Source organism: Pseudomonas sp. NFACC05-1, from assembly GCF_900100135.1.
Taxonomy (GTDB): Bacteria; Pseudomonadota; Gammaproteobacteria; order Pseudomonadales; family Pseudomonadaceae; genus Aquipseudomonas; species Aquipseudomonas fluorescens_Q.
In genome coordinates, this window is the sequence record NZ_FMTR01000014.1 from 1 (window position 1) to 25,922 (window position 25,922).

At 57.6% G+C, this 25,922-nt stretch carries 31 protein-coding genes and 1 pseudogene; 9 read left to right on the plus strand and 23 right to left on the minus strand.

The window, feature by feature from the left end; translation table 11 throughout:
* Window positions 1–385 precede the first annotated feature (385 nt).
* Genes BLO97_RS19510 through BLO97_RS19535 form a run of 6 tightly spaced genes read right to left on the minus strand, consistent with a single transcriptional unit; the run spans window position 386 to window position 6,337 of the window.
* The gene (locus tag BLO97_RS19510; protein WP_063320348.1) at window positions 386–2,128 is read right to left on the minus strand and encodes an ABC transporter substrate-binding protein; all 1,743 of its coding nucleotides are present in this window, start codon (window positions 2,126–2,128) and stop codon (window positions 386–388) included.
* 48 nt (window positions 2,129–2,176) lie between these two features.
* Entirely contained in the window at window positions 2,177–2,449 is a 273-nt protein-coding gene (locus BLO97_RS19515) for a DUF2160 domain-containing protein (RefSeq protein ID WP_092347431.1), read from the minus strand.
* A gap of 10 nt (window positions 2,450–2,459) precedes the next feature.
* Entirely contained in the window at window positions 2,460–3,260 is an 801-nt protein-coding gene (locus BLO97_RS19520) for a carbohydrate ABC transporter permease (protein ID WP_063320346.1), read from the minus strand.
* Window positions 3,261–3,270: 10 nt separating this feature from the next.
* Window positions 3,271–4,137, minus strand: coding sequence for a carbohydrate ABC transporter permease (locus BLO97_RS19525; protein WP_003179834.1), 867 nt, complete (start codon window positions 4,135–4,137; stop codon window positions 3,271–3,273).
* Window positions 4,134–5,243 carry an ABC transporter ATP-binding protein gene (locus tag BLO97_RS19530; protein ID WP_092149337.1) on the minus strand — a complete coding sequence of 370 codons (1,110 nt, stop codon included), beginning with the start codon at window positions 5,241–5,243 and terminating at the stop codon, window positions 4,134–4,136. The genes BLO97_RS19525 and BLO97_RS19530 overlap by 4 nt, the downstream gene beginning before the upstream one ends.
* Complete coding sequence (locus BLO97_RS19535) at window positions 5,243–6,337, minus strand: ABC transporter ATP-binding protein (RefSeq protein ID WP_063320344.1); 1,095 nt, start codon at window positions 6,335–6,337, stop codon at window positions 5,243–5,245. The genes BLO97_RS19530 and BLO97_RS19535 overlap by 1 nt, the downstream gene beginning before the upstream one ends.
* Window positions 6,338–6,692: 355 nt before the next feature.
* On the opposite strand from BLO97_RS19535, the gene BLO97_RS19540 reads away from it, so the two are divergent.
* Window positions 6,693–8,537: a sigma-54-dependent Fis family transcriptional regulator gene (locus BLO97_RS19540; RefSeq protein WP_092347434.1), complete on the plus strand. Its 1,845-nt coding sequence runs from the start codon at window positions 6,693–6,695 to the stop codon at window positions 8,535–8,537.
* 52 nt (window positions 8,538–8,589) lie between these two features.
* Here BLO97_RS19540 and BLO97_RS19545 read toward each other — a convergent pair whose 3' ends face one another.
* The gene (locus tag BLO97_RS19545) at window positions 8,590–9,096 is read right to left on the minus strand and encodes an anti-virulence regulator CigR family protein (protein WP_092222598.1); all 507 of its coding nucleotides are present in this window, start codon (window positions 9,094–9,096) and stop codon (window positions 8,590–8,592) included.
* A 128-nt stretch (window positions 9,097–9,224) separates the two neighbouring features.
* Between BLO97_RS19545 and BLO97_RS19550 the strand changes: the two genes are divergently transcribed.
* Together BLO97_RS19550 and BLO97_RS19555 are read left to right on the plus strand one after the other, a co-directional pair.
* A complete protein-coding gene (locus tag BLO97_RS19550) occupies window positions 9,225–10,436 on the plus strand; it encodes an MFS transporter (protein ID WP_063320342.1) in 1,212 nt (403 codons plus the stop codon).
* A 232-nt stretch (window positions 10,437–10,668) separates the two neighbouring features.
* Window positions 10,669–10,875, plus strand: a complete 207-nt coding sequence (locus BLO97_RS19555) for a hypothetical protein (protein ID WP_027912993.1) — start codon at window positions 10,669–10,671, stop codon at window positions 10,873–10,875.
* Window positions 10,876–10,928: 53 nt separating this feature from the next.
* On the opposite strand, the gene BLO97_RS19560 is transcribed toward BLO97_RS19555, so the two are convergent.
* The 4 genes from BLO97_RS19560 to BLO97_RS19575 form a co-directional block, all read right to left on the minus strand.
* The gene (locus BLO97_RS19560; protein WP_063320341.1) at window positions 10,929–11,237 is read right to left on the minus strand and encodes an AzlD family protein; all 309 of its coding nucleotides are present in this window, start codon (window positions 11,235–11,237) and stop codon (window positions 10,929–10,931) included.
* Window positions 11,234–11,944, minus strand: a complete 711-nt coding sequence (locus BLO97_RS19565) for an AzlC family ABC transporter permease (RefSeq protein ID WP_072339852.1) — start codon at window positions 11,942–11,944, stop codon at window positions 11,234–11,236. Before BLO97_RS19565 ends, BLO97_RS19560 begins: the two co-directional genes overlap by 4 nt.
* Before the next feature lie 93 nt (window positions 11,945–12,037).
* On the minus strand, window positions 12,038–12,802 hold the full coding sequence (locus tag BLO97_RS19570) for a sulfite exporter TauE/SafE family protein (protein WP_072339857.1): 765 nt from the start codon (window positions 12,800–12,802) through the stop codon (window positions 12,038–12,040).
* A gap of 4 nt (window positions 12,803–12,806) precedes the next feature.
* Window positions 12,807–13,892, minus strand: a complete 1,086-nt coding sequence (locus tag BLO97_RS19575; protein WP_092149325.1) for a TauD/TfdA family dioxygenase — start codon at window positions 13,890–13,892, stop codon at window positions 12,807–12,809.
* 109 nt (window positions 13,893–14,001) lie between these two features.
* Here BLO97_RS19575 and BLO97_RS19580 point away from each other — a divergent pair, with 109 nt between their 5' ends.
* Window positions 14,002–14,916, plus strand: a complete 915-nt coding sequence (locus tag BLO97_RS19580; protein WP_092347437.1) for a LysR family transcriptional regulator — start codon at window positions 14,002–14,004, stop codon at window positions 14,914–14,916.
* A gap of 294 nt (window positions 14,917–15,210) precedes the next feature.
* Window positions 15,211–15,639, plus strand: coding sequence for a DUF2628 domain-containing protein (locus BLO97_RS19585; protein WP_072339863.1), 429 nt, complete (start codon window positions 15,211–15,213; stop codon window positions 15,637–15,639).
* Between the two features lie 101 nt (window positions 15,640–15,740).
* Here BLO97_RS19585 and BLO97_RS31685 read toward each other — a convergent pair whose 3' ends face one another.
* On the minus strand, window positions 15,741–15,893 hold the full coding sequence (locus BLO97_RS31685) for a hypothetical protein (RefSeq protein WP_170862055.1): 153 nt from the start codon (window positions 15,891–15,893) through the stop codon (window positions 15,741–15,743).
* 475 nt (window positions 15,894–16,368) lie between these two features.
* Entirely contained in the window at window positions 16,369–16,818 is a 450-nt protein-coding gene (locus BLO97_RS19595) for a PACE efflux transporter (RefSeq protein WP_092149316.1), read from the minus strand.
* A 106-nt stretch (window positions 16,819–16,924) separates the two neighbouring features.
* Here BLO97_RS19595 and BLO97_RS19600 point away from each other — a divergent pair, with 106 nt between their 5' ends.
* Window positions 16,925–17,809, plus strand: coding sequence for a LysR substrate-binding domain-containing protein (locus BLO97_RS19600; RefSeq protein ID WP_092347440.1), 885 nt, complete (start codon window positions 16,925–16,927; stop codon window positions 17,807–17,809).
* A 127-nt stretch (window positions 17,810–17,936) separates the two neighbouring features.
* On the opposite strand, the gene BLO97_RS19605 is transcribed toward BLO97_RS19600, so the two are convergent.
* The 8 genes from BLO97_RS19605 to BLO97_RS19635 all read right to left on the minus strand — a co-directional run bounded on the left by BLO97_RS19605 (window position 17,937) and on the right by BLO97_RS19635 (window position 22,424).
* On the minus strand, window positions 17,937–18,374 hold the full coding sequence (locus BLO97_RS19605) for a GNAT family N-acetyltransferase (protein WP_256572108.1): 438 nt from the start codon (window positions 18,372–18,374) through the stop codon (window positions 17,937–17,939).
* Between the two features lie 63 nt (window positions 18,375–18,437).
* The gene (locus BLO97_RS19610) at window positions 18,438–18,944 is read right to left on the minus strand and encodes a P-loop nucleotide/nucleoside kinase family protein (RefSeq protein ID WP_092347446.1); all 507 of its coding nucleotides are present in this window, start codon (window positions 18,942–18,944) and stop codon (window positions 18,438–18,440) included.
* A gap of 361 nt (window positions 18,945–19,305) precedes the next feature.
* Window positions 19,306–19,743, minus strand: a complete 438-nt coding sequence (locus BLO97_RS19615; RefSeq protein ID WP_092347449.1) for a hypothetical protein — start codon at window positions 19,741–19,743, stop codon at window positions 19,306–19,308.
* A gap of 197 nt (window positions 19,744–19,940) precedes the next feature.
* Window positions 19,941–20,141: a hypothetical protein gene (locus tag BLO97_RS19620; RefSeq protein WP_013693816.1), complete on the minus strand. Its 201-nt coding sequence runs from the start codon at window positions 20,139–20,141 to the stop codon at window positions 19,941–19,943.
* 169 nt (window positions 20,142–20,310) lie between these two features.
* Window positions 20,311–20,715 carry a hypothetical protein gene (locus BLO97_RS31110; protein ID WP_139197709.1) on the minus strand — a complete coding sequence of 135 codons (405 nt, stop codon included), beginning with the start codon at window positions 20,713–20,715 and terminating at the stop codon, window positions 20,311–20,313.
* A 208-nt stretch (window positions 20,716–20,923) separates the two neighbouring features.
* Window positions 20,924–21,142 carry a hypothetical protein gene (locus BLO97_RS19625; protein WP_092347453.1) on the minus strand — a complete coding sequence of 73 codons (219 nt, stop codon included), beginning with the start codon at window positions 21,140–21,142 and terminating at the stop codon, window positions 20,924–20,926.
* Between the two features lie 144 nt (window positions 21,143–21,286).
* Window positions 21,287–21,832 carry a DUF4410 domain-containing protein gene (locus BLO97_RS19630; RefSeq protein ID WP_092347456.1) on the minus strand — a complete coding sequence of 182 codons (546 nt, stop codon included), beginning with the start codon at window positions 21,830–21,832 and terminating at the stop codon, window positions 21,287–21,289.
* A gap of 202 nt (window positions 21,833–22,034) precedes the next feature.
* Window positions 22,035–22,424: a Rap1a/Tai family immunity protein gene (locus BLO97_RS19635; RefSeq protein WP_092347459.1), complete on the minus strand. Its 390-nt coding sequence runs from the start codon at window positions 22,422–22,424 to the stop codon at window positions 22,035–22,037.
* A gap of 360 nt (window positions 22,425–22,784) precedes the next feature.
* Between BLO97_RS19635 and BLO97_RS19640 the strand changes: the two genes are divergently transcribed.
* From BLO97_RS19640 to BLO97_RS19650, 3 genes and pseudogenes are all read left to right on the plus strand, one after another.
* Window positions 22,785–23,621: a hypothetical protein gene (locus BLO97_RS19640; RefSeq protein WP_139197710.1), complete on the plus strand. Its 837-nt coding sequence runs from the start codon at window positions 22,785–22,787 to the stop codon at window positions 23,619–23,621.
* A gap of 156 nt (window positions 23,622–23,777) precedes the next feature.
* Window positions 23,778–24,070, plus strand: a pseudogene (locus tag BLO97_RS19645) (type II toxin-antitoxin system RelE/ParE family toxin).
* A 2-nt stretch (window positions 24,071–24,072) separates the two neighbouring features.
* Window positions 24,073–24,381, plus strand: a complete 309-nt coding sequence (locus BLO97_RS19650) for an addiction module antidote protein (protein ID WP_038858737.1) — start codon at window positions 24,073–24,075, stop codon at window positions 24,379–24,381.
* A 127-nt stretch (window positions 24,382–24,508) separates the two neighbouring features.
* On the opposite strand, the gene BLO97_RS19655 is transcribed toward BLO97_RS19650, so the two are convergent.
* Together BLO97_RS19655 and BLO97_RS19660 are read right to left on the minus strand one after the other, a co-directional pair.
* A complete protein-coding gene (locus tag BLO97_RS19655) occupies window positions 24,509–24,781 on the minus strand; it encodes a hypothetical protein (RefSeq protein ID WP_003203821.1) in 273 nt (90 codons plus the stop codon).
* A gap of 248 nt (window positions 24,782–25,029) precedes the next feature.
* The gene (locus tag BLO97_RS19660; RefSeq protein WP_256572111.1) at window positions 25,030–25,545 is read right to left on the minus strand and encodes a hypothetical protein; all 516 of its coding nucleotides are present in this window, start codon (window positions 25,543–25,545) and stop codon (window positions 25,030–25,032) included.
* Window positions 25,546–25,922: the final 377 nt, after the last annotated feature.

Below are 25,922 nucleotides of genomic sequence, written 5' to 3' on the forward strand. Positions count from 1 at the left end.
CGGTAGCACACTGGCAAACGGGCAGATCTCCCAGGGTAATTCGCGCGACCTTCCTGCTTATGCCTGTCGGATCTACGTCACAGCGTTCCGTGCAAGTATTGGGCTTTGGCAATTTTGGCTACCTTACCCCGCTGCACCGCCTAATCCGCTTCCTGTTCGTCAGGCCAGCATTTTGCCTCGGGCTTCCTTCAGATTCGCAGTCACCCGCGACACCCTTGCCTCTGGCTAACACTTCCCCTTGCCGGGTGTGTAGAGGACTTTCACCTCCAAGTCACCAGCGTGACCACCACAGCCAAGCTGGTTGCGCTTGCGCGCAACGCGCCATGCCTGGCGCACCAAAAAAAAACGGCACCTTTCGGTGCCGTTCGTTTTCACGCTTGGGGCTTTACTTGCGTGCTGCCTCCCACGATTTCAACAGCTCGGTGTAGCTCACTGTTTCACCTTTAGGCTTCTCGTTCGCCAGTTTCGGCTTCGGTGCGCCCGGTTGGTCGAACCAGTATTGCGCGTCGCGCTCGGGGTTCATTTTCGGGGCGCAGGTGGCTTGGGCCTTGGAGCGTTCCAGGCGCGTCATGATCGCATCCTGGTCCTTGGCCAAGCCATCGAGGGCCTGCTGCGGGGTCTTCTCGCCACTGGCGGCTTCGGCGATGTGGCTCCACCACAGCTGAGCCAGGCGCGGGTAGTCCGGCACGTTGGTCCCGGTCGGGGTCCATTGCACGCGGGCCGGGCTGCGGTAGAACTCCACCAGGCCACCGAGTTTCGGCGCCAGGTCGGTCAACGCCTGGGAGTTGATGTCCGACTCACGAATCGGCGTCAAGCCAACGATGGTTTTCTTCAGCGACACGGTCTTGGACGTCACGAACTGCGCATAGAGCCAGGCCGCGAGCTTCTGCTTCTCCGGCGTGGACTTCATGAACGTCCAGGAACCCACGTCCTGATACCCCAGCTTCATGCCCTCTTCCCAATACGGGCCGCGTGGCGAAGGTGCCATGCGCCATTTCGGCGTGCCATCGGCGTTCACCACCGGCAGGCCCGGCTTGGTCATGTCGGCGGTGAAAGCGGTGTACCAGAAAATCTGCTGGGCGATGTTGCCTTGGGACGGCACCGGGCCGGACTCGGAGAAGGTCATGCCCGCTGCTTCCGGCGGTGCGTATTTCTTCATCCAATCCACATACTTGGTGGTCGCGAACACAGCCGCGGGACCGTTGGTGTCGCCGCCACGGGTCACGCTGGAACCGACCGGATGGCAATCCTCGACGCGAATGCCCCACTCGTCCACTGGCAAACCGTTGGGCAGGCCCTTGTCGCCGCCGCCGGCCATGGAGAACCAGGCATCGGTGAAGCGCCAACCCAGGGACGGGTCTTTCTTGCCGTAGTCCATGTGACCATAGACGCGCTTGCCGTCGATTTCCTTGACGTCTTCGGAGAAGAACTTGGCAATGTCCTCATAGGCCGACCAGTTCACCGGCACGCCCAGCTCGTAGCCGTATTTCTCCTTGAACTTGGCCTTCAGGTCCGCACGCTCGAACCAGTCAGCGCGGAACCAGTACAGGTTGGCGAATTGCTGGTCGGGCAGTTGATAGACCTTGCCGTCCGGCGCGGTGGTGAAGGAGATACCGATGAAGTCCTTGAGGTCCAGGGTCGGCGAGGTGAAGTCCTTGCCTTCATTGGCCATCAGGTCGGTGATCGATTCGGTCTTACCATAGCGAAAGTGCGTACCGATCAAGTCCGAGTCGTTGACCCAGCCATCATAGATATTCTTGTCCGACTGCATCTGGGTCTGCAGCTTCTCCACCACGTCGCCTTCCTGGAGCAGGTCGTGGGTCAGCTGGATCCCGGTGATTTCGCTGAAGGCCTTGGCCAACACCTTGGATTCATATTCGTGGGTGGCGATGGTTTCCGACACCACGTTGATTTTCATCCCACGAAACGGCTGGGCGGCCTTGATGAACCATTTGAGTTCTTCGAGCTGCTGCTCGGCTGTCAAGGTAGACGGCTTGAATTCACTGCCGATCCACTTTTTAGCGGCGTCTTCATAGGCGTCGGCCCAGGCCGCAGCACTCAGCCCGCTGAGTGCCAGCATGGCTGCCAATGAAACGCTATGTCGCAGCTTATTGTTTTTATCGAACATAGAGACCTCCTGTTTGGGTTTAAGAGCCTGATCGTCGAATTGTCGCGATTAGCCCCACCGCATCACTGCCAACAGCCACACCACAGACAACGCGAACGCTATCCAGATGCTCCAGTCGGTAACGCCAATCACCAGCAGATGCAGATAGGCGCTACCGAGAAGACCGATAAACAACCGATCGCCACGGGTGGTGGCAATCGGCAGGAAACCACGCCGAGGGATACTCGGCGAACGCAATTCCCACGTGGTCATGCCTGCCAGCAGCAAGGCGATGACCCCAAAGAACACCGCCGTGGGGGCGGTCCAGTTCATCCATTCCATCATCGACTCCTCAGACCCGGCCCAGGGCAAAGCCCTTGGCCACGTGGTTGCGAACGAACCAGATCACCAGCATGCCCGGCAGGATGGTCAACACCCCCGCCGCCGCCAGCACGCCCCAGTCGATACCGGACGCCGACACCGTACGGGTCATGACCGCCGCGATCGGCTTGGCATTCACCGAGGTGAGCGTGCGCGCCAGCAGCAATTCGACCCAGGAAAACATGAAGCAGAAGAACGCCGTGACGCCGATGCCGGAGCCGATCAACGGAATGAAGATCTTGGCGAAGAACTTGGGGAAACTGTAGCCGTCAATGTAGGCGGTCTCGTCAATTTCTTTCGGCACCCCGGACATGAAGCCTTCGAGGATCCACACCGCCAATGGCACGTTGAACAGGCAGTGGGCCAGGGCCACGGCGATGTGGGTGTCGAACAACCCGATGGACGAATACAGCTGGAAGAATGGCAACAGGAACACCGCCGGTGGCGCCATGCGGTTGGTGAGCAGCCAGAAGAACAGGTGCTTGTCCCCCAGGAACCGATAGCGGGAAAACGCATAGGCGGCCGGCAACGCGACGCCCAGGGAGATCACCGTGTTCAGGCTCACGTAGTACAGCGAGTTCAAGTAACCGGTGTACCAGCTCGGGTCGGTGAAGATCACCTTGTAGTTGTGGAAGGTGAAATCCTGCGGCCACAGGGTCAGGCTGCCGAGGATCTCGGTGTTGCTCTTGAACGACATATTCAGCAGCCAGTAGATGGGCACCAGCAGGAACAGGATGTAGATCAGCAGGGGTATCAGCTTTCTCTTGCTCATCGTGCGGGCCTCAACGGTTGGCGTCGGAGTGCGTCATGGCGGTGTAGAACAGCCAGGACACCAACAGAATGATCAGGAAGTACACCAGGGAAAACGCCGCCGCCGGGCCCAGGTCGAATTGGCCGATGGCCATCTGCGTCAGGGTCTGGCTGAGGAACGTGGTGGCGTTGCCCGGCCCGCCGCCAGTGAGTACGAACGGCTCGGTGTAGATCATGAAACTGTCCATGAAACGCAGCATCACCGCGATCAGCAGCACGCTTTTCATCTTCGGCAACTGGATGTGCCGGAACACCGCCCAGCTGGAGGCCCGGTCGATCCGCGCGGCCTGGTAGTACACGTCGGGAATCGCCCGCAGACCCGAGTAGCACAGCAGCGCCACCAGCGAAGTCCAGTGCCAGACATCCATCACCAGCACGGTGACCCAGGCGTCCATGGTGTTGGCCGCATAGTTGTAGTTGATACCCAGGCCGTTGAGGGTCGAGCCCAGCAAACCGATGTCGGCGCGGCCGAAAATCTGCCAGATGGTGCCCACCACGTTCCACGGGATCAGCAGTGGGATCGCGAGGATGATCAACACCAGGGACGACCATTTGCCCTTGGTCGGCATGGTCAGGGCGATGGCGATGCCCAGGGGGATTTCAATCAGCAGCACGCACGCCGAGTAGATGAACTGGCGCAGCAGCGAATCGTGCAGCCGTGGATCGAGCAGCACCTGCTTGTACCAGTCGGCGCCGACGAAGTAGCGGCTGGACTGGTCGAAGATGTCCTGCACCGAATAGTTGACCACCGTCATCATCGGGATCACGGCGCTGAAGGCCACCAGCAGGAACACCGGCAACACCAGCCACCAGGCCTTGTTGTTCTGCACCTTGTTCATGGCTGCACCTCACTCAACGGTTCCAGCAAATACTCATCGGCATAGACCATCAGCCATTGGCCCGGAAAACTGATGTACGCCGTGCCTTCAGGCACGGGCTTGTCTTCGGCCAGCCGCACTTTCAGCGGTACGCCATCGAGGTTGAGGGTCAGGATCTTGTAGGTGCCCAGGTCTTCGACATGGACCACGTCAGCCCGCATCGCGTCGTCGTAAGGGCCATCCCAGACATGCACGAACTCGGGACGGATACCGACCTTCAGGCTTTTGCCTTCGGCTTCGGCGACCCGGCTTTGCAAGGTTTCCGACAGCGGCAAGTGCGTCGAGGCGAAGCCGACGCCACCGGGCTGTACCGTGACCTCGATCAGGTTCATCCCCGGGCTGCCGATGAAGTAGCCGACAAAGGTGTGGCTCGGGCGCTCGAACAAATCCCGGGGCGTGCCGAACTGCACGATCTGGCCGCCGTACATCACCGCGATCTTGTCGGCGAACGTCGAGGCTTCCAACTGGTCGTGGGTGACGTAGACCATGGTGATGTTGAACTGCTCATGGATCTGCTTGAGCTTGCGCCGCAGTTTCCATTTCAGGTGCGGGTCGATCACGGTCAGTGGCTCGTCGAACAGGATCGCCGACACATCGTCGCGCACCAGCCCGCGGCCCATGGAGACTTTCTGCTTTTCATCGGCGGTGAGGTTGCGGGCCTTTTTGTCCAGCAGGCTCTGCAGGTCCAGGACCTCGGCGATTTCCTGGACCTTGGTGTGGATCCTGGCCTCGGCCATGCCCTGGTTACGCAGCGGGAACGCTAGGTTGTCGAACACGGTCATGGTGTCGTACACCACCGGGAACTGGAACACCTGGGCGATGTTGCGCCGCTCCGGGGTCAGGTCGTTGACGACTTTGCTGTCGAACATCACCTGCCCTTCGGAGGGGCTGAGCAGTCCGGAAATGATGTTGAGCAAGGTGGACTTGCCGCAGCCCGAAGGTCCGAGCAGCGCATAGGCGCCGCCCTGCTCCCAGATGTGGTTCATCTCGCGGATCGCGTAGTCCTCGGGGCCCGCCGGGGTGCTAGTGTAGCTGTGGGCGAGGTTCTGCAAACGAATTTCGGCCATCAGGCAACCCTCGCGATACGCTGCCCTGGGGCTTGGACCAGCTTGCCCTGGGCGTCGAAGACAAACAGTTTGTGGGTCGGAATGTAGATGCGGATCGGCGCATCCACGTCGTACTCATGCACTCCTGGCAAGTGCAGCACCAGCAGGAAATGCTCGTTGCGCACGTGCAGGAAGGTCTCCGAGCCACTGATCTCGGCCACCTCGACGGTCACCGCCAGTTCGAGGTCGTCGTCGTTGCTCGGCACCAGGGAAATATGGCTGGGGCGCACGCCGAAACGGAACTCACCCTCGCCCACCGGGCGCAGGTCGACATTCAGCGGAAAGTGCACGAAATTGGCGAAGCTGACTTCGTTGCCGGCGATACGACCCGGCATGAGGTTGATCGGCGGTTCGGAAAACAACTCGGCGGCCAGCACGGTTTGCGGCTGGTGATACACAGAGGACGATTTGCCGCTCTGGATCACCCGGCCCTCATGCAGGATCGTGGTGGTGCCACCCAGGGCCAACGCCTCGTTGGGCTCGGTGGTGGCGTAGACAGCGATGGTATGGCGGGCCTGGAACAGCTCGCGCATTTCCTGGCGCAGCTCTTCACGCAGCTTGTAGTCCAGGTTCACTAGCGGCTCGTCGAACAGGATCAGTTCGGCGTCCTTGACCAAGGCCCGGGCCATGGCCGTGCGCTGCTGCTGGCCGCCGGACAATTCCAGCGGATGGCGCTGCAGGAATTTCTCGATGCGCAGCATCCTGGCGGTTTCCAGCACCTTGCTCTGGATCACCTCGTTGGACACACCGGCCTGGCGCAACGGCGAGGCGATGTTTTCGAAAACAGTCATGGTCGGGTAGTTGATGAACTGCTGGTAAACCATCGACACATTGCGCAGCCGCACCGGGCGGTGGGTGACGTCGACGCCGTTCATCAGGATGCGGCCGCTGTCGGGCTTGTCCAGACCGGCCATCAGGCGCATGAGACTGGTCTTGCCGGACAGCGTACGGCCCAACAGGACGTTGAAGGATCCGGGTTCGAAACTCAGATTGGCATCGTCGATCCAGGTCTGGCCTTCGACGGTGCGACAGATGTGCTCAAGCTTTAATGACATGGCTCGGCCTTTTTATTATTGGAGTCAAGCGACCCGAGTTAGAAAGCGAAAGCCGTGCCAGAAATGACAAGCCGCTGATCTGGCTTGTTTTTTTCAGAAAACCTGAGAAAGCCACGTTCGCAGATGAACACAAGTGAACAGCCACGACTGAACAACTGAACAACTCACGGGTTGACAATGAACAATTTTGAACAACACTGAAAGAACGTTTTCGGCTAGCCTGGCCATGCCCTTGTGGGAGCTTGCTCGCTCCCACAAGGGCATGTGTATGAAGTGGTACTCAGGCCTGCCCCAGCACAAGGAGTCTGTGCGAGACTTGCCACAACAATAAAAACAGCTCCTGCGAGAGTGCCCCATGGCCGCACCTGCTCCAGCCTTGTCCCACGAGGCCATCATCCAGGCCTCCTGGTCCCGTTGCCGCGCCTTCGGCCTGAACCATCAAAGCGTGCCGGCCTTCGACCAGTTGCCCGCCCAAGGCATCGCCCAGTTGCTGGAGAGCCAGCATTCGCTGGTGCAGACCACCCACCAGGAAGTCTTGCCGTACTACGAAAACATCCTGAGCAACTCCAACTGCCTGATCATGCTGGCCGACAACCAGGGCCAAGTGCTGACCTCCTGGGGCACCCAGCGTTTCATCGAGCCGAAACTGGCCCATGGCTTCAGCGTCGGGGCGAGCTGGATGGAGCGCTGCACCGGCACCAACGCCATCGGCACCGCGCTGGCCTGCGAACAGGCGGTGCACATCGAACACGATGAACACTTCCTCAAGGCCAACCGCTTCATGACCGGCTCGGCCGCGCCGATCTTCGATGCCGAGCGCAAGGTCATCGCCGTGCTCGACGTCTCCAGCGACAGCTACCTGCCGCCCTCCCACACCCTGGGCATGGTCAAGATGATGAGCCAGACCGTGGAGAACCGGCTGATCCTCAACCTGTTTCGCGGTGAACACTTCCAACTGACCTTCAACACCGGCCTGAACAACCTCGACAGCCAATGGGCCGGACTGCTGATCTTCGATGAGAGCGGCCAGGTCCTGTCCGCCAACCGTCGGGCCGACAACCTGCTGGGCCTGAGCCTGTCACGGGTCAGTATCGAAAGCCTGTTCAAGGTCTCGCTGCTGGAACTGCTGAACCAGCCCGACGGCCTGCCGTTCGCCCTGCAAGCATCCGGCAGCAATCGTTTCCAGTGCTTGCTCCGGCGCCCAAGCCAGGTGTCGATCAAGGCTCGCGTGTTCACCGAAACAGCACCTGCGCCGGCCCCCGCCAGCAACGCTATCAGCCTCAACACCTTGCACTTCGGTGACAGCCGCGTGGAGAAAGCCGTGCGCCAGGCCGAGCGCTTGCTGGAGAAGGACATTCCGCTGCTGATCCACGGCGAGACCGGTGTCGGCAAGGAAGTCTTCGTCAAAGCGCTGCACCAGGCCAGTTCACGCTGCAAGCAGCCGTTCATTGCCGTCAACTGCGCAGCGATCCCCGCCGAGTTGGTGGAGTCGGAACTGTTCGGCTACGAAAAAGGCGCCTTCACCGGTGCCAACCAGAAAGGCAGCATCGGCCTGATCCGCAAGGCCGACCGGGGTACGTTGTTCCTCGACGAGATCGGCGACATGCCCCTGCCAACCCAGGCCCGGCTGCTGCGGGTCTTGCAGGAACGTTGCGTACAGCCGGTGGGCAGCGCCGAGCTGTTCCCAGTGGACATCCGCATCATCTCCGCCACCAACCGCTCGCTGCGTGAACAGGTGCAACTGGGGCGGTTTCGCGAAGACTTGTACTACCGCATCGGCGGCCTGACGCTGGAGCTGCCACCGCTGCGCGAACGCAGCGACAAACAGGCCCTGTTCAAACGCCTCTGGGAACACCACCGCGAACCGACCCAATGGGCCGGCCTGAGCCGCGAGGTACTGGACCTGTTCGAACGCCATCCATGGCCGGGCAACCTGCGACAGGTCAGCAGCGTGCTGCAAGTGGCCCTGGCGATGGCCGAGGAACAGCCGATCCGCCCGGAACACCTGCCCGACGACTTCTTTGTCGACCTTGAAATGGAACCGGTGGAAACACCTGAGCCCCTGACGGTGGACCTGAACGATGCCGAGGACCTGAACCGTCAGTTGCAGGCAGTGGGCGGGAACATTTCACACCTGGCGCGACGGCTGGGGGTCAGCCGCAATACCTTGTACAAACGCTTGCGGCAACTTGAAAGCTGATACAAGCCCACTCCCACAGGTGTGTTGCTTAACTGATTGGCATTACTCCGACTTAGTCGAACGCACCATTGAGCACTTCATAGATGATGCCAGTGGCAATCGCCACCAGGATCAGGTCCGTACCGACCTGTTGCCACTCATAACCGTCATAGTGCGGCAACCGCCCCAGCAGTCGCCCATCGAGCTTTTTGGCGATACCGGGTGGCAACGGCTTGCCTCGTGCAAGATTTTTCTGGATGCCTGGCGGCAACGCCGGGCCGGGGCTCCAGTAATCGCGATATCCGCCAATCACACCCAGGATGCCGCTGCGGTCGAGGCTCGGGCCGTTATGCCAATCGCCGCCGCCACCACCTTGGTTGCCTTTGCCGCCCTGGTTCCCCTTGTTACCGGGATTTCCTTGACCGCCCTTGTTGCCTTGCCCGCCTTTGCCTCCCTGGCCAGGACCTTGATCGAATTGAGCATTCCCCTTGCCGTTGCCCGGGTCCGCGACAACAATGCCTGGGCCAGCCGCCAGGGCGAAACACGTCACTGCAGCAATCAACGAGCGCGATTTGAACATGGCAGTTCTCTCAAAAAAGGGATGTCCCCTGTAAAGATATAGAGACTAACGGTGATATTAGTTCCATATCACACTGCGCGCCGCTTGCCTGGACCGGATGCACCTGAACACAGCAATCAAGGAGTTTCATGCGCAAGGATTACCTGGCTTTTTTCGTCTCGATGTTCCTCTCCCGGTTGGCCGACCAGATTCTGCTGTTCATCGTCCCGCTGATTGTTTTCCAGACCACCAACAGCGTCTCCTGGGCAGGCCTGGCGTTCTTCGTCGAGTCCCTGCCACGCTACCTGTCGTTCCCGATCTGCGGCGCGCTGTGCGACAAGTTCTCGCCGATTCGCATCCTGCACATCAGCCAGGTCTATCGCGCCGTCGCCTGCGGGGTGGCGGTCGTGCTCCATGGCGTCTTCGGCGGGATCTATTGGATCGTCGCGCTCTCGGCCCTGTGCGGCGTGCTGACCACCCAGGGCATCATGGCCCGCGAAGTGGTGATGCCGTACATCTTCAAGCACTACACCTACACCAAGACCCTGTCCTACTCGCAAATAGCCGACCAGACCGGCTTGGTGCTGGGCCCGCTGATCGCTGCGCTGCTGCTTGAGGTGTGGGCGTGGCACTGGGTGGTACTAGCGATTGCCGGGCTGTTCCTGCTGGCAGACCTGGCGATGCTGTATTGGCAGCGCATCAGTTCGGTCACCCTGGAAACCTTCGAGCAGCATCATGACCTCTGGCTGAACCCGCTGCGCATTGCCTTCGGCCACATCCGCAACCTGGCAGAACTGAAAAAAATCATCAGCCTGGCAGTGGGCGTCAACCTGATCATCGGCGTCACCCTCGCCACCTCGGCGGCCATGGTCATCGGCCATTACGGCGCCGGCAAGGATGACTACGCAGGCCTACAGGCAGCCGGTGCCGTAACCACCATCCTCATTCTGTTCCTCCTCGCCCGGCTGACCCTGCCCTTGAAACTGCTGGGCGCCCTCTCCTACACGCTGATTGCCGTCGGCGCCTTCATCACTGCGCTCAGCCCGAACACAGGGGGCTACGTCGTCGGTTTCTTGCTGATTGTCGGTTTCGACAAAATGTTCAACGTCTACTTCCGCACCCTCCGCCAGCAAGTCATTCCGCCCCAGGACTTCGGCAAGACCGTCGGCGTCATCACGCTGCTCAACAACCTGTCGCAACCACTCGCAGGCCTACTGGTCGCGGTGCTGGCCGCGCCTATTGGAACGCAGCAGGTGATTCTGCTGCTGGCGGTGGCCACCAGCCTGATCGGCGCCGGGGTGGTTGTGGTGCACAGGTATTCGACACACCGGTCAAGCATCTACAGCGCCGAGACCGACTGACCCTGCCGGGGAGCGGTTTGTATTATCAGTGACTTATTGTTGAGGCATGGTTGCAACGTTGCCGCCGTCAATGCACGTCTGCCCCGCCATTCGTCACCTGTCCAGTGGCGGAGCCAACAGGCGGCCACGTCTGGCTCAGGGCTTGCACTGACTTGTCTCAGCAGCCAAGAACGACGTAATTCTGACGCGGCGGCAAATTAATCAATGCTTGGTCAGCAAACGGAGATGTACCGTGTCAACTCTCAACGAAATCGCAGCGAATCACGCGAGAATGGCAAAGTTAAAGGAAGAAGAGTCGATGCGGCTGAGTGCGCTTCAGGGGCAGGTGGTGGGGAGTTTTGAAATTCCGCCCATCGAGGCGCCACAGGAGATGTCGCTGCACTTTATGACGGGTGTACAGGATCACTCGTTTGGGGAAGCGGCGGCGCTGAGTTTTTGACCTGGGTGTTGATGGGGTTTCGTCGCTCGCTTGTTCGCGGGCGACTCGACCATTCAGAACTGCCTGGCTAAAGCCGCTGCAAGTATGCCGGCCGCAATTGCCGGCAACGGTTTTTTCAGTATCAGCATGACGATCGCCGTAGTCAGCAAAGCCAGGCGTGCGCCGTTATCACCTTTAACCGCCAGCGGAGCCAACACCGCCACCAACACCGAACCGGACATGGCCGTGATGAATTGTTGCACCCGATAGTTGATCGGCACGAACGACATCACGAAAACACCGCCCCACCGAGTCGCCAATGTCACCGCGGCCATTATCAATATGACAATCAGGGTGCCGTAACCCGCCGTTTCAATGCTCATTGTGTTTTCTCCATCCACAGCGCACCCAGAATGCCCCCCGCCAAAGCGCCGACCACGACATGACTGTTCGCCGGCAAGTACCAGTAAGCCAACAGCGATGAGCAGGCCGCCACGGTCCAGATAATGAACATGCGCAGGTTTTTCTTCCCGCCCACGACCATCGCCAACAAGAAACAGCCCATCACCATATCGAGTCCGAAACTGACCGGGTTCTCAATGGCGCTGCCGAAATGAAGTCCCAGCCAACTGCCCAGGATCCACGCAACCCAGAGCGCAATGCCGCCGCCGAATAAAAGCCCGAGCCCCGGCTTGCCACGACTGAGCGCCTGCATCGCCATGGCCCAGTTGGCGTCAGAAACAACCAGCATGACACCGTAGCGTTTGGCAACGGGCAGCTCCCGCAGCCACGGGTAAAGCGTCGCGCCCATCAACAAGTGCCGGGCGTTGATAGCGAAGACGGTGATCATCAGGGGAACGACCGGCACTTGCTGCCCCCACAGATCCAGTGCGGCAAATTGAGAAGCGCCGGCAAAAACCAGCGTGCTCATGAGTACGGCTGACGTATCACTCAAGCCCGTTTGCGCAGCCGCCAGGCCGAAAGCAACGCCGAACACGACGACGAAAAGAGAGATTGGGATCAGCTGTTTGAAACCGTCATAGATGTGATTCAACGTCAGCGCGTGCAAGTGGGGTTCAACATTCGACAAAACAGGGCCTCATCTGGATATCTACGGTGCAAAAACCGAGAGTATGGGGCTGAATCTGCTTGCCGAACACTTTTTGGCGGGGCTATGGGCAACTCAACCCACCGAGATCAGGTCATAGGACAGCTTGCTGATCAGAATCACCAGCAGCACCAGGAACAACGCGCGGACAAAGGGCACTCCCTTGCGCACCGCCAGCCAGGTGCCGGTCAGCGCGCCGAGGATATTGAACAGCGCCATCGGCAGCGCTACCAAGTAGAGCACGTTGCCGCTCGGGATAAAGAACAGCAGCGCCGCGACATTGGTGGCGATATTCACCAGCTTGGCCGACGCCGAGGCGTGCAGGAAGTCGAAGGCGAAGCAGCGAATGAACAGGAAGATCAGGAAGCTGCCGGTGCCCGGTCCGAACAACCCGTCGTAGAAACCGATGGCGCCACCGACCAGTACCGCCAGCAGCTTCTCCTTGGTGCCGATGCGCATGGGCTTGTGCAGGCTGCCGAAGTCCTTCTTCCAGAAGGTGTAGATCGCCATCAGCACGATTAGCACCAATACCGCCGGGCGCATCACGGCCTGCGGCACGAGCGATACCGTCGCCGCGCCAGCGAAGGCCATGACAAAGGCCGCGCCGGCGGCAGGAACCACCAGGCTCCAGTCGATCACCACCTTGCGCACGAACGAGCGCGCGGCAAAGGCCGTGCCGCAGGCCGCCGCGACCTTGTTGGTGCCGAGCAGGGCGGCGGGCTGGGCGCCGGGCAGCACATTGAACAGTGCCGGGATCTGGATCAGGCCGCCGCCGCCGACGGCCGCATCGATCAGGCCGGCGGCGAAGGCGAAGACACATAGCAGGACGATATCGAACATTGGATCAGGCTCTGGCGATAAAGGGGTGGGTGGCCGAAAACGGGAGCAGGCGCTTGCGGTCGTTGACGCCGAAGACCCGCAGCATCCAGCGGTCCAGGCCGTCGTAGCGCGGCGCGAAGCCATCGCGTGCGTGCAGGGTCTGCTGGTTCTTGAAGATCAGCATGTCGCCGGGCTGCAGCAGTACCGAGCGGACCACGTCGGGGTGATTGGCCGCGGCGGCGAACAGTTGCAGGGCCAGTCGCGAGTGCTCGCAGTGAGCGCTGATGCTGGCCATGTTGTAGCGACAGTGCAGGCCGCCGCTGCTGGGCCGGTAGAGCAGCGGGACTTGTTCCAGGACCGTGTCCTGGCGGGCGAACGAGTCCGGCCGGCGGACTGAAAAGCTCGGGCGCAGCAGTTCCTGCTCGACGAAGTCCGGCAGCATGTTGAGCACGTCGGCAATCGCGACGATCCGCGTCGGCACCGTCAGCTCGCAGCGCAAGCCGGTCAGGCTCAGGTACTCGGGGCAGGCAGACAACTGCTGCACGGCCTCGCAACTGAGCGGCAGGTGTGGATTGTCGACATGCATGCCCAGGTCCAGGCGCGAGCCGTAAGAACTCCTCTCGGTTTCCCGCTGCTGCTTGGGCGAGACATGGCGAAATATGCTGTCCTCGCTCTCGCCCTGGTAGCCCACCGGGCAGGTGCCGAGCACGGCGAGTACCGCGAGGATCGCCCCGGCGACCACCGGCAGTTCGGCAATATCCGGGTTGCCACCGTAAGGCGTCGCCGGCAACTGCGCGTCGACCGGCAGGCCACGGATCACCAGCGCCACCTCGTCGCAGTGCTGGAAATCACGCAGCAAGCGGGATTTTTCCGGAGCCAGCAGTTGTTCCAGGCAGCGTCCGAGGGCGGGCATCTGCCGCAGGCCGCTGGCGCTGTCGCCGATCGCGAAATGCCTGAGTTCGTTGTGGAGTTTTCTTTTTTCTTCGTAGGAAAGCTGTAATTCGACCAAAGGCTTTTCTGTCGAGAGGGGGGCTTTTGGCACCAGCCATTCGTGGGTCGCTTCGCCCGCAAGGGCGGTTGCTTTTCTGAGCGTTTCATCCAGCGTTGACATATCCATCGCTCCTGTCTACCTACGTCCTTGTGCTGAGAACGGGAAGGCTAACGGAAGGGGCTTTTTTGTGTTGCAATGTCATATTGTGAAAAGTGCAATGAGGTAGCCGGTGGCACTGGATATGTTGGCTGATCTTGAAGCCTTTGCGACGGTGGCCCGCAAGCGCAGCTTTGTCGTCGCAGCCCGCAGCCTGGGGCGCTCCCCCAGCTCGCTGACCCGCGTCATTCAAGGGCTGGAAGAGCGCAGTGGGGTCAAGCTGTTCAATCGCTCGGCCAATGCCGTGACGCTGACCGAGGCCGGCGAGCGGCTACTGCCCCACGCCCACAGAATGCTCGATCTGCAACGTGAGGCGGACGAGGACCTGGCCGGGCTCAGCGGCCTGGCCACCGGCTGGATCCGCTTTTCCGCACCGCAATCCTTGGCCCACACGGTGGTCCCCCAGTTGATCACCCAGTACAGCCAGCGTTATCCCGATGTCAGCGTGGATGTGATCTTTACCGATGCGGCGGTCGATCCGGTCGAGGGCAAGCTGGACTTTTCGATTCGCGGCGCCTTCCCACAATCCAGCGACCTGATCGGCTACCCGCTGTGGAGCTATTCGCGCTACCTCTATGCCAGCCCTGGCTACTTGGAGCGATGCGGGCTGCCGACATCCATCGAGGCGCTGGAACAGCACGCATTGATCCTGCACACGGCGCCGCGGATTCTCAAGGAATGGAATTTTCGTGGGCCGGGCCAGGCCGGCAGCTTTCGCGTGCACCCCAAGTTTCGCTTCAGTTCCGGCACGGCGGTGTTCCAGGCTGCGCTGGCCGGTGCCGGGATTGCCCGCCTGGCCGACTGGCTGGCGGAGCCGGAAGTGGCTGCGGGACGCCTGGTGCGGGTGTTCCCTGAGTACAAGCTAACCTCCAGCACGGGTGAAGACCCGCGCATGCATGCGGTCTATCCAGCCGGCAACCTGCCGCTGCGGGTCAAGAACCTGCTGGACATGATCCGTGTCTACGGTGACCGCGTCAGCCGCTCCTGAAGGTCAACCGTCTAGTTGTGCTGCTCTGTTCTCGAGCTGCTGCTCCCGATCCGGATTCAGCACACCGGGGGCCCCATTGAAAAAATAGGGTGAAGCACGTCACAGACCAGGCGACCGTTCCAGCGGCCAGTGCGGAATGTTCCACACCAAGGCCCATAAAACGGCAAAATAAACACCTCAGGCGACTCACTCGCGCCCTTTGTCAAAGATCAAAGCAATCAATGCGCTAGAAACAGAGCACAGGATTTCTTGGAAGAAAGAAAAATTACTAATGGAAAGCAGGAGCCTTGCAAAATGAGCACAACTGAACAAGTACAAAGCACGGGTAAATACAGCGCCAAGTGGCAGGAACGCTTTGACTTCTTTGAAACCTATGGCGCACCAAACGACCCGCGCTATAAGGAAGCCGTCAAGACGCTGCCAGGCGTCAAGAAGAAAATCCTCATCAACGCCAACGTGATTGCTTTTTTCTTTGGCCCTATCTACCTGTTCGTCCTCGGCCTCTGGAAGAAAAACCTCGCCCTGCTGGGTATTTTCCTGGCGATCAATATCGCGTTGAGCGTGATTTTCGCGATCCTCGGCATGGAGTTTCCGCGGCCGTTGAGTACAGGCCTGAGCATCGCCATGTCGATGATGTACGCACTCATGGCCAACTACGCCTACTACCTCAAGGAAGTGAAAGGCGAGCAAGGCTGGAACCCGTTCAAAGGCATGCGTCTCTGATTGCAGGCTTGGGTCATCGAGAGCCCGCGCCTCATCATGAGTGTGCGGGCTTGTTGTTTCTGAGGATTAAAAATTCTTGGGAAGCAGTATCAGGCCGACGCTCAACTGCCCCGATGAGCTGAATGTTGTTTTTTTACACCATTTTTAGTCTTTCGCTCAAAATAGGCGTGAACAAACCACAGTGCCAAGGCAAACCCGGCAAAGCCAAAAATGAATAGCAGCACCTCTATTGCAGCACCTTCATGAGAAAACATTGTGTTCACCTCATCCTTAAGTCGGTTGACCGAAAATTGCCACGCTTGAATTTTCTCGTAACAATCCAAACATTTTCAGGGTAGTCGCCAACAACCTGAGTGGCAACCCTTGACCCGGCATAAACCCCCGGTCTAGACGAGTCGCCGACCAATGACACCCTGCCACGGCGGGCCAATGTGTGGTTTCATGACGGTCGACCCAGACCTTCCAAGGAGCTGCGGTGCCCCCCAGGACGAATCAACCACCACCCCGTTACACGCATCGATACCAAGACCTGGCGCTGGCAACTCGGGACATTGCCGAGGGGTTGGGAGAACAATGGGTAGCGCCGTTTCTGCGGCGATATGGAGTGATCGAGGTTGATCGGGATAGAATTTATTTTTATCGGCTTCTGGATGAGTTTTTTAGCATCGGCACCCGGTTATGACTGACGATCAGCAACAACCAGGCGCAATGTCACGTCGTGCAACTGACTCAGCGGGCGCTGGACGCAGATCCCTGATCGGTCTGCGCAGAAAGCGGAACATCGAACACTCGATCGAACACCCATTGAAAAACCAGTGCGTAAAAAAAGAAAAATACAAACAACCCCAGATTGGTCACCAGCGCCAACCACAGGCTGATGCCCAACCACGCGCCAATCACCGGGGTAAGAATCAACGTCAAGCCGCCTTCAAATCCCAGAGAATGGAGTAGTCGCCGCTGCCAGTTACGATGGCGACTGGGTTGGCGGCGCTCCCACCACTCGAACAGGCCGTTGAAAAGCATGTTCCAGGCCAGCGCGACGGCGGAAATCACCAGCGACAGCAGGGTTGAATAACCCATGCCTTGACCGTAGGTCAGCGCCAGCGCCGGTGCCACGAACAGCACGCCACCGGCTTCGTAGAGGATGGCCTGAAGGATTTTACGGGGCGTACCTTGCATCGCTGGGCTCCTGAGCCGGTTTGGAAGACCCCAGCCTGGCAAGTTGAGCCCTCGCGCACAATTGAGCTAAATTGAGCCACGCTCAACCTGAGTAACCTACCCGCCCATGTTCGCCAAACTGCCCCTCACCGCCTTGCGTGGCTTCGAGTCTGCCGCACGGCTAGGCAGCTTCAAGGCAGCAGCCCTGGAACTGAATGTCAGCCCGGCGGCGATCTCCCATCAAATCAAAAGTCTTGAAGCCTTCCTTGGCGTGCGACTGTTCGAACGCTCCAGCCAAAACGTGCGCCTGAGCGCCGATGGCGAGCGCCTTCACCCTTTCATGCACCGCGCCCTGCTTGATATCCAACATGGCCTGCAGGTGCTGTCACCACCTTGTGCGGCACAGTCTCTGGTGGTGAGCACGACGCCGGCATTCGCCAGCCTGTGGCTGATACCGCGGCTCGGGGATTTTCATCGGTTGTACCCGGAGATCGACGTCAGGCTGCATACCAGCAACGACGTGGTCGACCTGCAGCGTGACGCCAGCATCGACCTGGCGATCCGCGCCCTCTTCAGGCCGGCCCCACAGCTGTTTGAACAGCCTCTGTTGGATGAGCACTTTGGCGTTTATTGCCGCCCCGGTTGGCAACCACCCGCGGCGGGCTCACCCGTCGAACTGATCGACGTGCCATGGCTGAGCAGCGCAAACGTTGCAGTCGACTGGCCTGCATGGTGTGCCAAGGCCGGCACCCTAGGCTGGCTGGAGAACGCGCGTTTTCGGCGTTATGACGAGGAACAACACGCCCTGCAGGCGGCGATCGCCGGGCACGGGCTGGTGCTTGCCAGCAATGTGTTGGTTGCTGAGGCTGTTGCGCGTGGGGAGCTGGTTGAATATCGCCCTGAGGTTCGCTTGGCGGGTGCGCGGTACACCGTGGTGTGCGTGCCGGGGCGGGAGCGGCAGGTGGCGGTGCGAGGGTTTAGTGAGTGGTTGTTGGGGCGGAGTATTGGTTGAATTAGTTCTGCCTACATCCCCACGAATCGGGACGCTTGCAGCCTCGGGGTAGAACCGGGGACAGGCCACGATTTGAGCTCACCTGTTACCAGCCCGGCTCATAATCGTGGTCTTTCCCCAATTTTTACTATGCCCCGGAAGAATCATACCGTTTGACAAAACGACGCTCGTCGACCACATAACCTTGCTGCTGATAAAAAGTGTGAGCCTGTATTCGGTGGTCACTGCTAGTCACCTCAGCCCGTACGCAAAGTTGCTCTGTAAAAAACGCGTCAGCAGCGGAAACAAGCATTGCCCCCACTCCCCGCCCTCGAAAGTCTTCATCGATGACAAGGGAGGTAATGCGTCCGAGCCTACCCGACTGATGAAACAGCTCAAGTACGTGCAAGCTTATGACACCGACAATATTTTTACCGTCTTGTGCCAGCAGCACGGTATCGCGAGCGCTAAGTTCTAAAGCCTCAAGCTTATCTCGGATTAGCTTTGGCGAGGCTTGGTAGCCTAACTGGCCTAGGAGTTTGGACACCGATTCTGCATCGGCTAGTAAGGCTTTTCGAACTTTCATGTTGTTCTCAACTGGGTATTGCATAGGCTCGCCCATCATTTGTATCCGAGCGGCACAGGGATGCTACTCACTGGACAAAAATCGGTTGATGATCATCGAGACCGCTTGCACCGGAGAGGTCGAGGCTGTGTCTATGCAAAACGGAGCTTCATCCCACGGCTCATATTCATGATCCAGCACAGACTGCCAAGTTGGTGGAGTCAGGCCGGGAATATCAACCATCCGTGTTTCGACCCGGCGCTGATGCTCATGTTTATCGGAGCAAACCACTTGGATATTTGCCAATCGAATACCCGCCTGTGAGGCGATTTCGCTCCACGCGACTCGGCTTTCGAGGACGGGATTGACACAATCAACGATGACTGTCCGCCCCAAACGAAGGTTGCTCAGGGCAAGCTCATTGGCGACCATGTAACCACTGCACCCCACATCTTGCGCAAGAACACCCGAGTTTCGAATCGCCTGCTCAATCGTATCGATCCGCAGGTACACGGCGCCTGTTGTAGCGGCAAGATCATTGGCGATAGTCGTTTTTCCGGTGCCGGGAAGGCCGCTGAAGACGATGAGCATTCCATGTCCTTCGATTAATGAGCTAATCCAGTGTAGGCGGCAGCCGGTTATGCGGCAGCGATTGGTCGATCTCACTCGCTCGCCACGTCGACAACTGGATCAACATTTCTTTAATGGAACCAGGGGCACCACGATTTTAAAACTCGTACTGAACGCAATCTTTCACATCCCTTTCACAGCCGAGCGCCTATGGTCATCTCAGCTCCTAGTGAAACCCTTTCAGCCCGGCCTCCCCAGTCGGGCTTTTCTTTGCGTGCCAAAGGTAGGTCGACGCCTAGAAACCGGTGACAATCCACGATGTTGAGTTTATCTGTAATCAGTCCGTCCCATAATCGTGGTTTTCTCCCGCTTTCCCCTGGGGCTAAAGCACTGCCACTTCCAGCTTTGGCCAGTTAAATTTGTAGTTGAGAGGAGGCAGCTCGAAATGCTGGGCCAAATAGAGGGCCAACATCTCCCCTTCTTTTGCATAGGCGGCTGTCTTATCGAGAGTCGGACACCAGCTAACCCAAAGTGTGTCCAAAGGGAAAACGGTTTCGAAAGAGGCGTAATTAAACCGCCAGCCCGCCATATGCCCTGAGACTCCGGGATTCCTTGCGCAGCGCACAAACGCAGCAAGACGCCGCCGTAAATTGTCCGATTCGCCAATAGTCAAGATACCGTGCTCGTCGGAACCGACAGCCCGGCGAATCTCGTGGTCTGCACAGATTATGTAGGCGCCGGGTGCCGCCGGTGCATTGAGGAAATGCTCAGTCAGCCTAAGCCACTCGGGTTCCCAGCTTTGCCAATTATCGACTTTCATCGCTTGCCTCCATTGCTAAGTAGCAGAACGATATCACGACTTGCATGGGCTTGATAAAACGCCAACAGACTGGCCAGGCATCCACCAAGGACAAAAGCCCAGTGGTTGGCGGGGATGGAACTGGGGGACAGACTACGGTTCTAGCCCCTTGCAATCGGCCCGTTTCATATCGTGTCTGTCCCATTTTCCTTCGCACTTCAATGAAGAACCCTGCGACTCTCCCCAATCCTGATCCTATCGAGCGCCCTGTTTAAAGCATCCAAGGCATCGAGCAGGGCTTTCGCCTCAGCCTCCCGACCATCGCCCCAGAGGCGTTCAGCCATCTTGTTCAGTGCCTGGATAGAGCGCTCAATGTCAGCAGCCGTCGCTGCTTTGCTTTCCTGAAGTTTCTTTGGCATTGATTCCCTCTTCCTCAGGGCGTGCTTCATCAGCTTCAGAGAAAACTGGGGAAAACTGAGTACAGACCATTGCGTGAGCTCAAATGTAATCGGTCCGTCTCATAATCGTAGTCTGTCCCATCTGCCCCCGTCTTATCTAGAAATCATACGACAGAAGCATGAAAAGCCATCAAGCGGAGCCCATATACCTGATAAAGGTATCACCGTACCCCCAAACTAAAGCCCCCATTAATGCCACCACCATCGCAGAGGCACGCGCCTGATATATTTTTTTCAGATAAGCATCAACAGCTTCTTGTGTATGAGTACGAAAGTCTTCACTAGGCTTGGGTATCAAACGAACAGCAGTGTCGGCGAGCGCAATACAGACCAATGAAAACACAGTAGTTATGCAGCCTGTGCGTTGAAACCAGAAGACAGGGTTTTCAAAAGCAGGACGGATATCAAAAAAAGACATAAACGGAATAGATGTCGCAATGAATAGGAGGAGATAACACGTCCAAAGGCACATTCTAGCTTTCATCCAAGACGCTGACCCCACATTAGATCGGAAACTCTTCGCAGCATTATCCATTACGTCCACCTACAAAAAGAAACCAACTACCCACAGGCAATTCATGCCTACACAAAATCTATAACGAGGTTACGTCATATGCAGCCTTCTGACGTTGATGGGAATTGGTGGAAACTGGGAACAGATCACGATTTTTGGTTAATTTTCAATCAGCCGTCTCATAATCGTGGCCTGTCCCGGTTACCCCCAATTCTTTCTGCCCCTCACCTCATCCGCTCACAGCATAAAAGTGATTCAGCGCCATCAGCTCAAACACAGCCACCAGTGTGCAGAACGCGATGAAGCCGGGGCTGAAGACCCGTTTGCGTTTGGATGGGCCGTCGCCCAACCAGGGCGCGTCGGAGTAAAAGGAAAACACTACGAGAAATACCAACACCACATAGGTCCACGCCTTACTCCAGAATCCCTGTGTTTTCCATTGACTCATCCGCGCTCTTCCGCAACCCGCTTCATTCGTCCGTTCATGAGCTCATCCGCATAGCGACCAAACCGATCGTCGACTTCCTGAAGTTTCACACAGCGTGAATCAGATCGACGGCCCGGTCGCCGACGCTCATTAGCCAGAATCGCATTACTTGGCTTTTGCGCTCTTGATATCACTTATGATTTTTTGGGAAATAGCTTGAACCTGCTCTTTGGTCATAGCCGACATGACACCTTCCCAAGCCGACGAAGACGTGTCATAGGTACGAGTTCCAATCAGGCGGCCCGATTTCAAGTCCGAGTAGTCTGCACTGGAATTGACCCACGCATTTCCCACCATGACCCCGGCTCCGTAGCGCGCGCCAGGGGTCAGGTAACGGAAATTGGTTACGTTGATCTTGATACCGACACCGTCCTTGCCCTCGAGGCTTGATGCCTGAGCCTCTTTAAGGCTGTAGCCGGCGCGAGTCGCTTCGACGTGCAGGGCGTCATTCCACTCTTGCTTCAAGCGAGGCCAGTCCTCGTTTTGTTGAACCTTGCTATTGCCTTGAAAGTTTACGACCAGGTTCTGCTTGGCTGACTCCTGAATGACGAGCGTTTCAGTCCCGCCGCTTTTTACAGAGGCAGCGCATCCGCTCAACATCAAAACAGCTGCAGCGCAGGACAGCGTAATCGAAAGCTTGAATGTGCTCATTGAATTTCCATATCCACAAAATCGGTTGAGAGAGGCGTTAAATATCCCGCCGAGCCAGATGGGCCCGCAGGCTGGACGCGCAGAATTTAGCACCAATACTTCGCTGCTACGAGGCAAGGACGAGACGCAGTGAGCATCAGGATTTCCCGCAGGACTAACCCCGGCGCTGCTGGGTCACGTGGACGAGAAGATGACTGGCCGGCTAGTGGCAAGGGTACTCAGCTTGTAGCGCAAGCATTGTTATCGACACCGCATTACTCTTCAGCTTGTCAGGGTGGTTTTCCAAGAATCTAACGACAGTCTTTACGCCCATGCTCTCAACGTAGTCGGCAGGTAAACACAGTTTGGCATGATCATTTTTCATCCACCCATTGAGGTTTTGCAGCGTTCCACGGACCCCATTCACCACGCCCACACAGTAGCCCATAGCCGCTACATCAGCGTCTGCTGTTAACAGTTTTCCATCCCAGAAGCTAAGCAGGCCCTTACAGCCGTTTAAAAACTTCAGTCCCTCCCCACCATCTTCAGCATTGACCGTACCACTTGCCAACATCCCAACCAGTACAATCACTGCCGCTAACTCTACCTTCATGGTGACTCTCTCAATGTGCGATTCACAGTCCTGGGGAACCGGGGGGACAGCCGACAATCTTGAGTTCACTTGTAATCGGCCCGTTTGATATCGTGGTCTGCCCCTTTCCCCCTACTTGAGTGAAACCAGGGGCACGAGACTGTGGACAGACCACGATCTTGAGTTCGCCTGTAATCAGCCCACCTCATTACCGGTACGCTTACCGGGCCTGCGGTCGAGACTAAAGATGACATTGGCTCTACCGACACAGTGGAAAACCGAACATCGAACAGCCCCGCTTTTCAAACGTACAACTCATGCGAAATGGTGTGTGTGTTTCGGCTCAGGAACGTCTTTTACGCCACTATGGAAGAGTACTCAGTGAAGAAGCTTTACCCCTTGATTTTCGCGGCCCTGTCTTGGGGCGCTCATGCAATGCAAGCATCAGATCCTGCGGTCGGTTCATCGGTGAAAGTCGACCACACGGTTCTACTAGGTGCCTGGGCAATGGCGCCCCTACGCAACGGCATCGCCAACGTAGCGGAATATCTACCAGATGGAACAGTGGCATTGCATTCATTCAACTGCACCGAGCCAAACGTCCCAGGGGAGGTTGAAGTATCCAAGTACACCCTTGCTCATGACGGTAAGTCGATCCATATCGAGTCGCCGAACGATACCTTCGATCTTGAGGTTCTTTCGCTGACGCCGACTGCCATGCGCCTGAGCATGACGCTGTCAGGCTACCCCCTGATCTTTAGCTATCAGAAGGTGCAAAAAATCGCCCCATTGTGCGCTTCGTACGTAGTAGACACTGCAGAAGAAGCCAGGAAGTCTCCGTACCAAGTGAAGGATTTCGTTCCCGCGCCTACTGTACCTCCACACACCGACCTGAACCGATACATCGGCCAGTGGGCAAATGAGCAAGGGGATGTCCAGCTTGAGGTCCGTATGGACAAAGGCGGCGACGCATATCTCTATCAATCAAACAGCGAGAACTGGGTCTACCTGTTCAACGGTGTTAGTTGGAAAAGCGACGGTCTTCACTTTACCGCCTTCGCCTACAGCAATAAGCCCGACCTCTATGACCACCCCTATCATAAGTCCAAGACACCGAACGTGATTGCTATCAACGAAGACGGGACGCTTAAGCAAATAACGTTCATCAAAGGAACCCACCGCTTCGAGTCCACGCTTATCCGTAAAAGCGACAAGTAAGGCCGAAGAAGCTGGGGGCAGACCACGGTTTTGAGTTCGCTCAAGATCGTAATCTGTTCCCATTTTCTTCCTCACCCCGCCACCCGGATTGAAGATACTGGGGACGACCAGCATCAGCATCTTGACTTCCAGTATCCAACTGGATACGGCCCACTCATGAATTATCTCATCCAGCAAACGCAGACGTTCACTGCTTGGCATTCATCGGTCCGTGATCTGCGAACAAAAATCGCTATCGCCCGCCGCATTGATCGCGCCGCAGCAGGAACCTGGGCGATGTGAAACCTGTCGGTGATGGTATTTCAGAGTTGCGTGTGGATGTAGGCGCTGGCTACCGGGTCTATTTCACCATGCGCGGTGGAGTGGTCATCGTGCTACTGGCGGGTGGTGACAAGTCTTCACAGAGTGCTGATATCCGGCGAGCGAAGAAATTGGCAAAGGAGATTTGAACATGAGCCAACACCTGACGACATTTGACATGGCGGCACTACTCGATAGCGACGAAGCCATCAGTGAATACCTTTCCCAAGTGCTGGCTGACGGTGATAGCGAGGAGTTTCTCCGAGCGATCGGCTATGTCGCCAAGGCCCGCGGCATGGCGCAGATCGCCAAGGACTCTGGCATGGGGCGAGAAAGCTTGTACAAGGCGTTCGCACCCGGATCAAAGCCGAGATTCGATACCGTACTCAAGGTCATTCATGCGCTAGGCATTGATCTTCATGCGCAGCCTGGGCATGCAGCTAATCATTCACCTGCCTGACGAACGGATTAGACACCGGGACAAACCACGATTTTGAGTTCGCTTGTAAAATTGGCCGGTCTCATAATCGTAGTCTGTCCCTGTTCTCCGCTTATGAAACGGGCGGCTTATAAGTCGCCCGTCTTCATTATTCCGCCGCCTGCGCCCGCAATCGTCTTCCAATCACATCCATGACATCACAACCATCGCGTAACGATGTGGTCAGCAATTTACAAAAATCAGTCAGCACCACAGTGTCTGAGCTGATGTCCGAGCGAAACGCGATATTTTCCAAGACTTGGGTCACCGTGCGGATGCGGTAATCGGCGGTTTCGAAAAGGACGTCTAGAGGCGCTTCGGTGTCGATGAGCAGGGTTGCGGGGATGCAGTCGATGCCGGTGATGGGCATGTATCGGGTCATGAGCAGTACCTTCATTCAATTGATTTAGGAGCAGGAGCTTCTGCGCTTCATTCAATCGAGTCGCCAAACCCGAATCGCCATCTGTGCGACACAAAGACAATAAGTTGCATACCCAAATGCTGCAATGCGCTCGTTTCCGAGGTTTGTGTAGGAATTTGCGTCAATGCCTCTCGCAACGCTCGTTTGAACCCTCATAACAGCGCTGCCGCGAGTTCTAAAGATAATTATCTTCTGGTGTGATGCTTCGCTTAGCTCTTGAAAAGCTCATTGCACCGGGTACACCACCCTTCAGCTGCGCTCCGGTTCATTGGAAAACGGAAGGGAGGATGACTTGTATCGGCAACCGTCAAAACCAGTGAGAATTTTATGAATTTACGCCGAAGCTCGTCGATAGGAACGCTCATGCCTGCCCCATCGACTATTTGCAGAACCCCGCCCGACACCCGGCTGTCAATCCGTAGCCACTCAAACTGCCAGCCTGTCACCCACGTGAAGTCTCGAATTTGATAGTCGCCGGTGGCGCTTTGGCATTGAGCGAGTTTCTTGTTGGGGAGGTCGAAGACAAAAAATAGGGGGCTTGGATAGCCGAGCAGCCGAGTGTCGTCAAGGTTCAGACTTTCTTTCAGGTTGATGGAGGCTACAAGTGCTTTTGCTCGTCGCTTGCGCCGTATCAAGTGCCATATGGCGAGAAAAAAAATAAAAAAAGAAGCCAGAAAGAGCTGACGTCCTTCGACTGTAAGCTTATCGGGCCAAAACACTATCATGCCCCACAAGAGTCCTATCGTCACAAGCCCCGATAACCAAGCGGCGGGGATCACTATACTGTTAGCGAGGCTAGCTCCGAGCGTCCTCAAACAGCGTGTCATAACTGTATCCAATATCATTTATAGAAGAGCTCGTAGACTATCACTTACAGGGCGCTAACTTATAGGACTTGGCCCGCAAGGCGCGGGTACCAAAATAAATCTGAGAATTTTTTCATCCTTTTTTCCTTTCTCATTCGACTTGACCAGCAAACGAAGCAGTGAGCACCGGCAGAGAACGGCCAGAAGTGAACGCCTGACATGCCCCCCCGACCTTCACATCGCCTTGGAAGCGATCGCACGTGCCAACCCAAAACGTGCCTTGAGCAAACGCGGCT

Bases quoted from the DNA above. Each gene is read 5' to 3' on its own strand.
- BLO97_RS19595 (WP_092149316.1), bottom strand. From the start codon at position 16,818: ATGCAAGGTACGCCCCGTAAAATCCTTCAGGCCATCCTCTACGAAGCC.
- BLO97_RS19510 (WP_063320348.1), bottom strand. From the start codon at position 2,128: ATGTTCGATAAAAACAATAAGCTGCGACATAGCGTTTCATTGGCAGCC.
- BLO97_RS31110 (WP_139197709.1), bottom strand. From the start codon at position 20,715: ATGGATAATGCTGCGAAGAGTTTCCGATCTAATGTGGGGTCAGCGTCT.
- BLO97_RS19525 (WP_003179834.1), bottom strand. From the start codon at position 4,137: ATGAACAAGGTGCAGAACAACAAGGCCTGGTGGCTGGTGTTGCCGGTG.
- BLO97_RS19570 (WP_072339857.1), bottom strand. From the start codon at position 12,802: ATGTTCGATATCGTCCTGCTATGTGTCTTCGCCTTCGCCGCCGGCCTG.
- BLO97_RS19610 (WP_092347446.1), bottom strand. From the start codon at position 18,944: ATGCTCATCGTCTTCAGCGGCCTTCCCGGCACCGGAAAAACGACTATC.
- BLO97_RS19630 (WP_092347456.1), bottom strand. From the start codon at position 21,832: ATGAGCACATTCAAGCTTTCGATTACGCTGTCCTGCGCTGCAGCTGTT.
- BLO97_RS19575 (WP_092149325.1), bottom strand. From the start codon at position 13,892: ATGTCAACGCTGGATGAAACGCTCAGAAAAGCAACCGCCCTTGCGGGC.
- BLO97_RS19540 (WP_092347434.1), top strand. From the start codon at position 6,693: ATGGCCGCACCTGCTCCAGCCTTGTCCCACGAGGCCATCATCCAGGCC.
- BLO97_RS19635 (WP_092347459.1), bottom strand. From the start codon at position 22,424: ATGAAGGTAGAGTTAGCGGCAGTGATTGTACTGGTTGGGATGTTGGCA.
- BLO97_RS19520 (WP_063320346.1), bottom strand. From the start codon at position 3,260: ATGAGCAAGAGAAAGCTGATACCCCTGCTGATCTACATCCTGTTCCTG.
- BLO97_RS19535 (WP_063320344.1), bottom strand. From the start codon at position 6,337: ATGTCATTAAAGCTTGAGCACATCTGTCGCACCGTCGAAGGCCAGACC.
- BLO97_RS19650 (WP_038858737.1), top strand. From the start codon at position 24,073: ATGAGCCAACACCTGACGACATTTGACATGGCGGCACTACTCGATAGC.
- BLO97_RS19600 (WP_092347440.1), top strand. From the start codon at position 16,925: ATGTTCGCCAAACTGCCCCTCACCGCCTTGCGTGGCTTCGAGTCTGCC.
- BLO97_RS19625 (WP_092347453.1), bottom strand. From the start codon at position 21,142: ATGAGTCAATGGAAAACACAGGGATTCTGGAGTAAGGCGTGGACCTAT.
- BLO97_RS19605 (WP_256572108.1), bottom strand. From the start codon at position 18,374: ATGAAAGTTCGAAAAGCCTTACTAGCCGATGCAGAATCGGTGTCCAAA.
- BLO97_RS19585 (WP_072339863.1), top strand. From the start codon at position 15,211: ATGAGCACAACTGAACAAGTACAAAGCACGGGTAAATACAGCGCCAAG.
- BLO97_RS19530 (WP_092149337.1), bottom strand. From the start codon at position 5,243: ATGGCCGAAATTCGTTTGCAGAACCTCGCCCACAGCTACACTAGCACC.
- BLO97_RS31685 (WP_170862055.1), bottom strand. From the start codon at position 15,893: ATGTTTTCTCATGAAGGTGCTGCAATAGAGGTGCTGCTATTCATTTTT.
- BLO97_RS19560 (WP_063320341.1), bottom strand. From the start codon at position 11,237: ATGAGCATTGAAACGGCGGGTTACGGCACCCTGATTGTCATATTGATA.
- BLO97_RS19620 (WP_013693816.1), bottom strand. From the start codon at position 20,141: ATGCCAAAGAAACTTCAGGAAAGCAAAGCAGCGACGGCTGCTGACATT.
- BLO97_RS19515 (WP_092347431.1), bottom strand. From the start codon at position 2,449: ATGGAATGGATGAACTGGACCGCCCCCACGGCGGTGTTCTTTGGGGTC.
- BLO97_RS19550 (WP_063320342.1), top strand. From the start codon at position 9,225: ATGCGCAAGGATTACCTGGCTTTTTTCGTCTCGATGTTCCTCTCCCGG.
- BLO97_RS19615 (WP_092347449.1), bottom strand. From the start codon at position 19,743: ATGAAAGTCGATAATTGGCAAAGCTGGGAACCCGAGTGGCTTAGGCTG.
- BLO97_RS19655 (WP_003203821.1), bottom strand. From the start codon at position 24,781: ATGACCCGATACATGCCCATCACCGGCATCGACTGCATCCCCGCAACC.
- BLO97_RS19545 (WP_092222598.1), bottom strand. From the start codon at position 9,096: ATGTTCAAATCGCGCTCGTTGATTGCTGCAGTGACGTGTTTCGCCCTG.
- BLO97_RS19660 (WP_256572111.1), bottom strand. From the start codon at position 25,545: ATGATAGTGTTTTGGCCCGATAAGCTTACAGTCGAAGGACGTCAGCTC.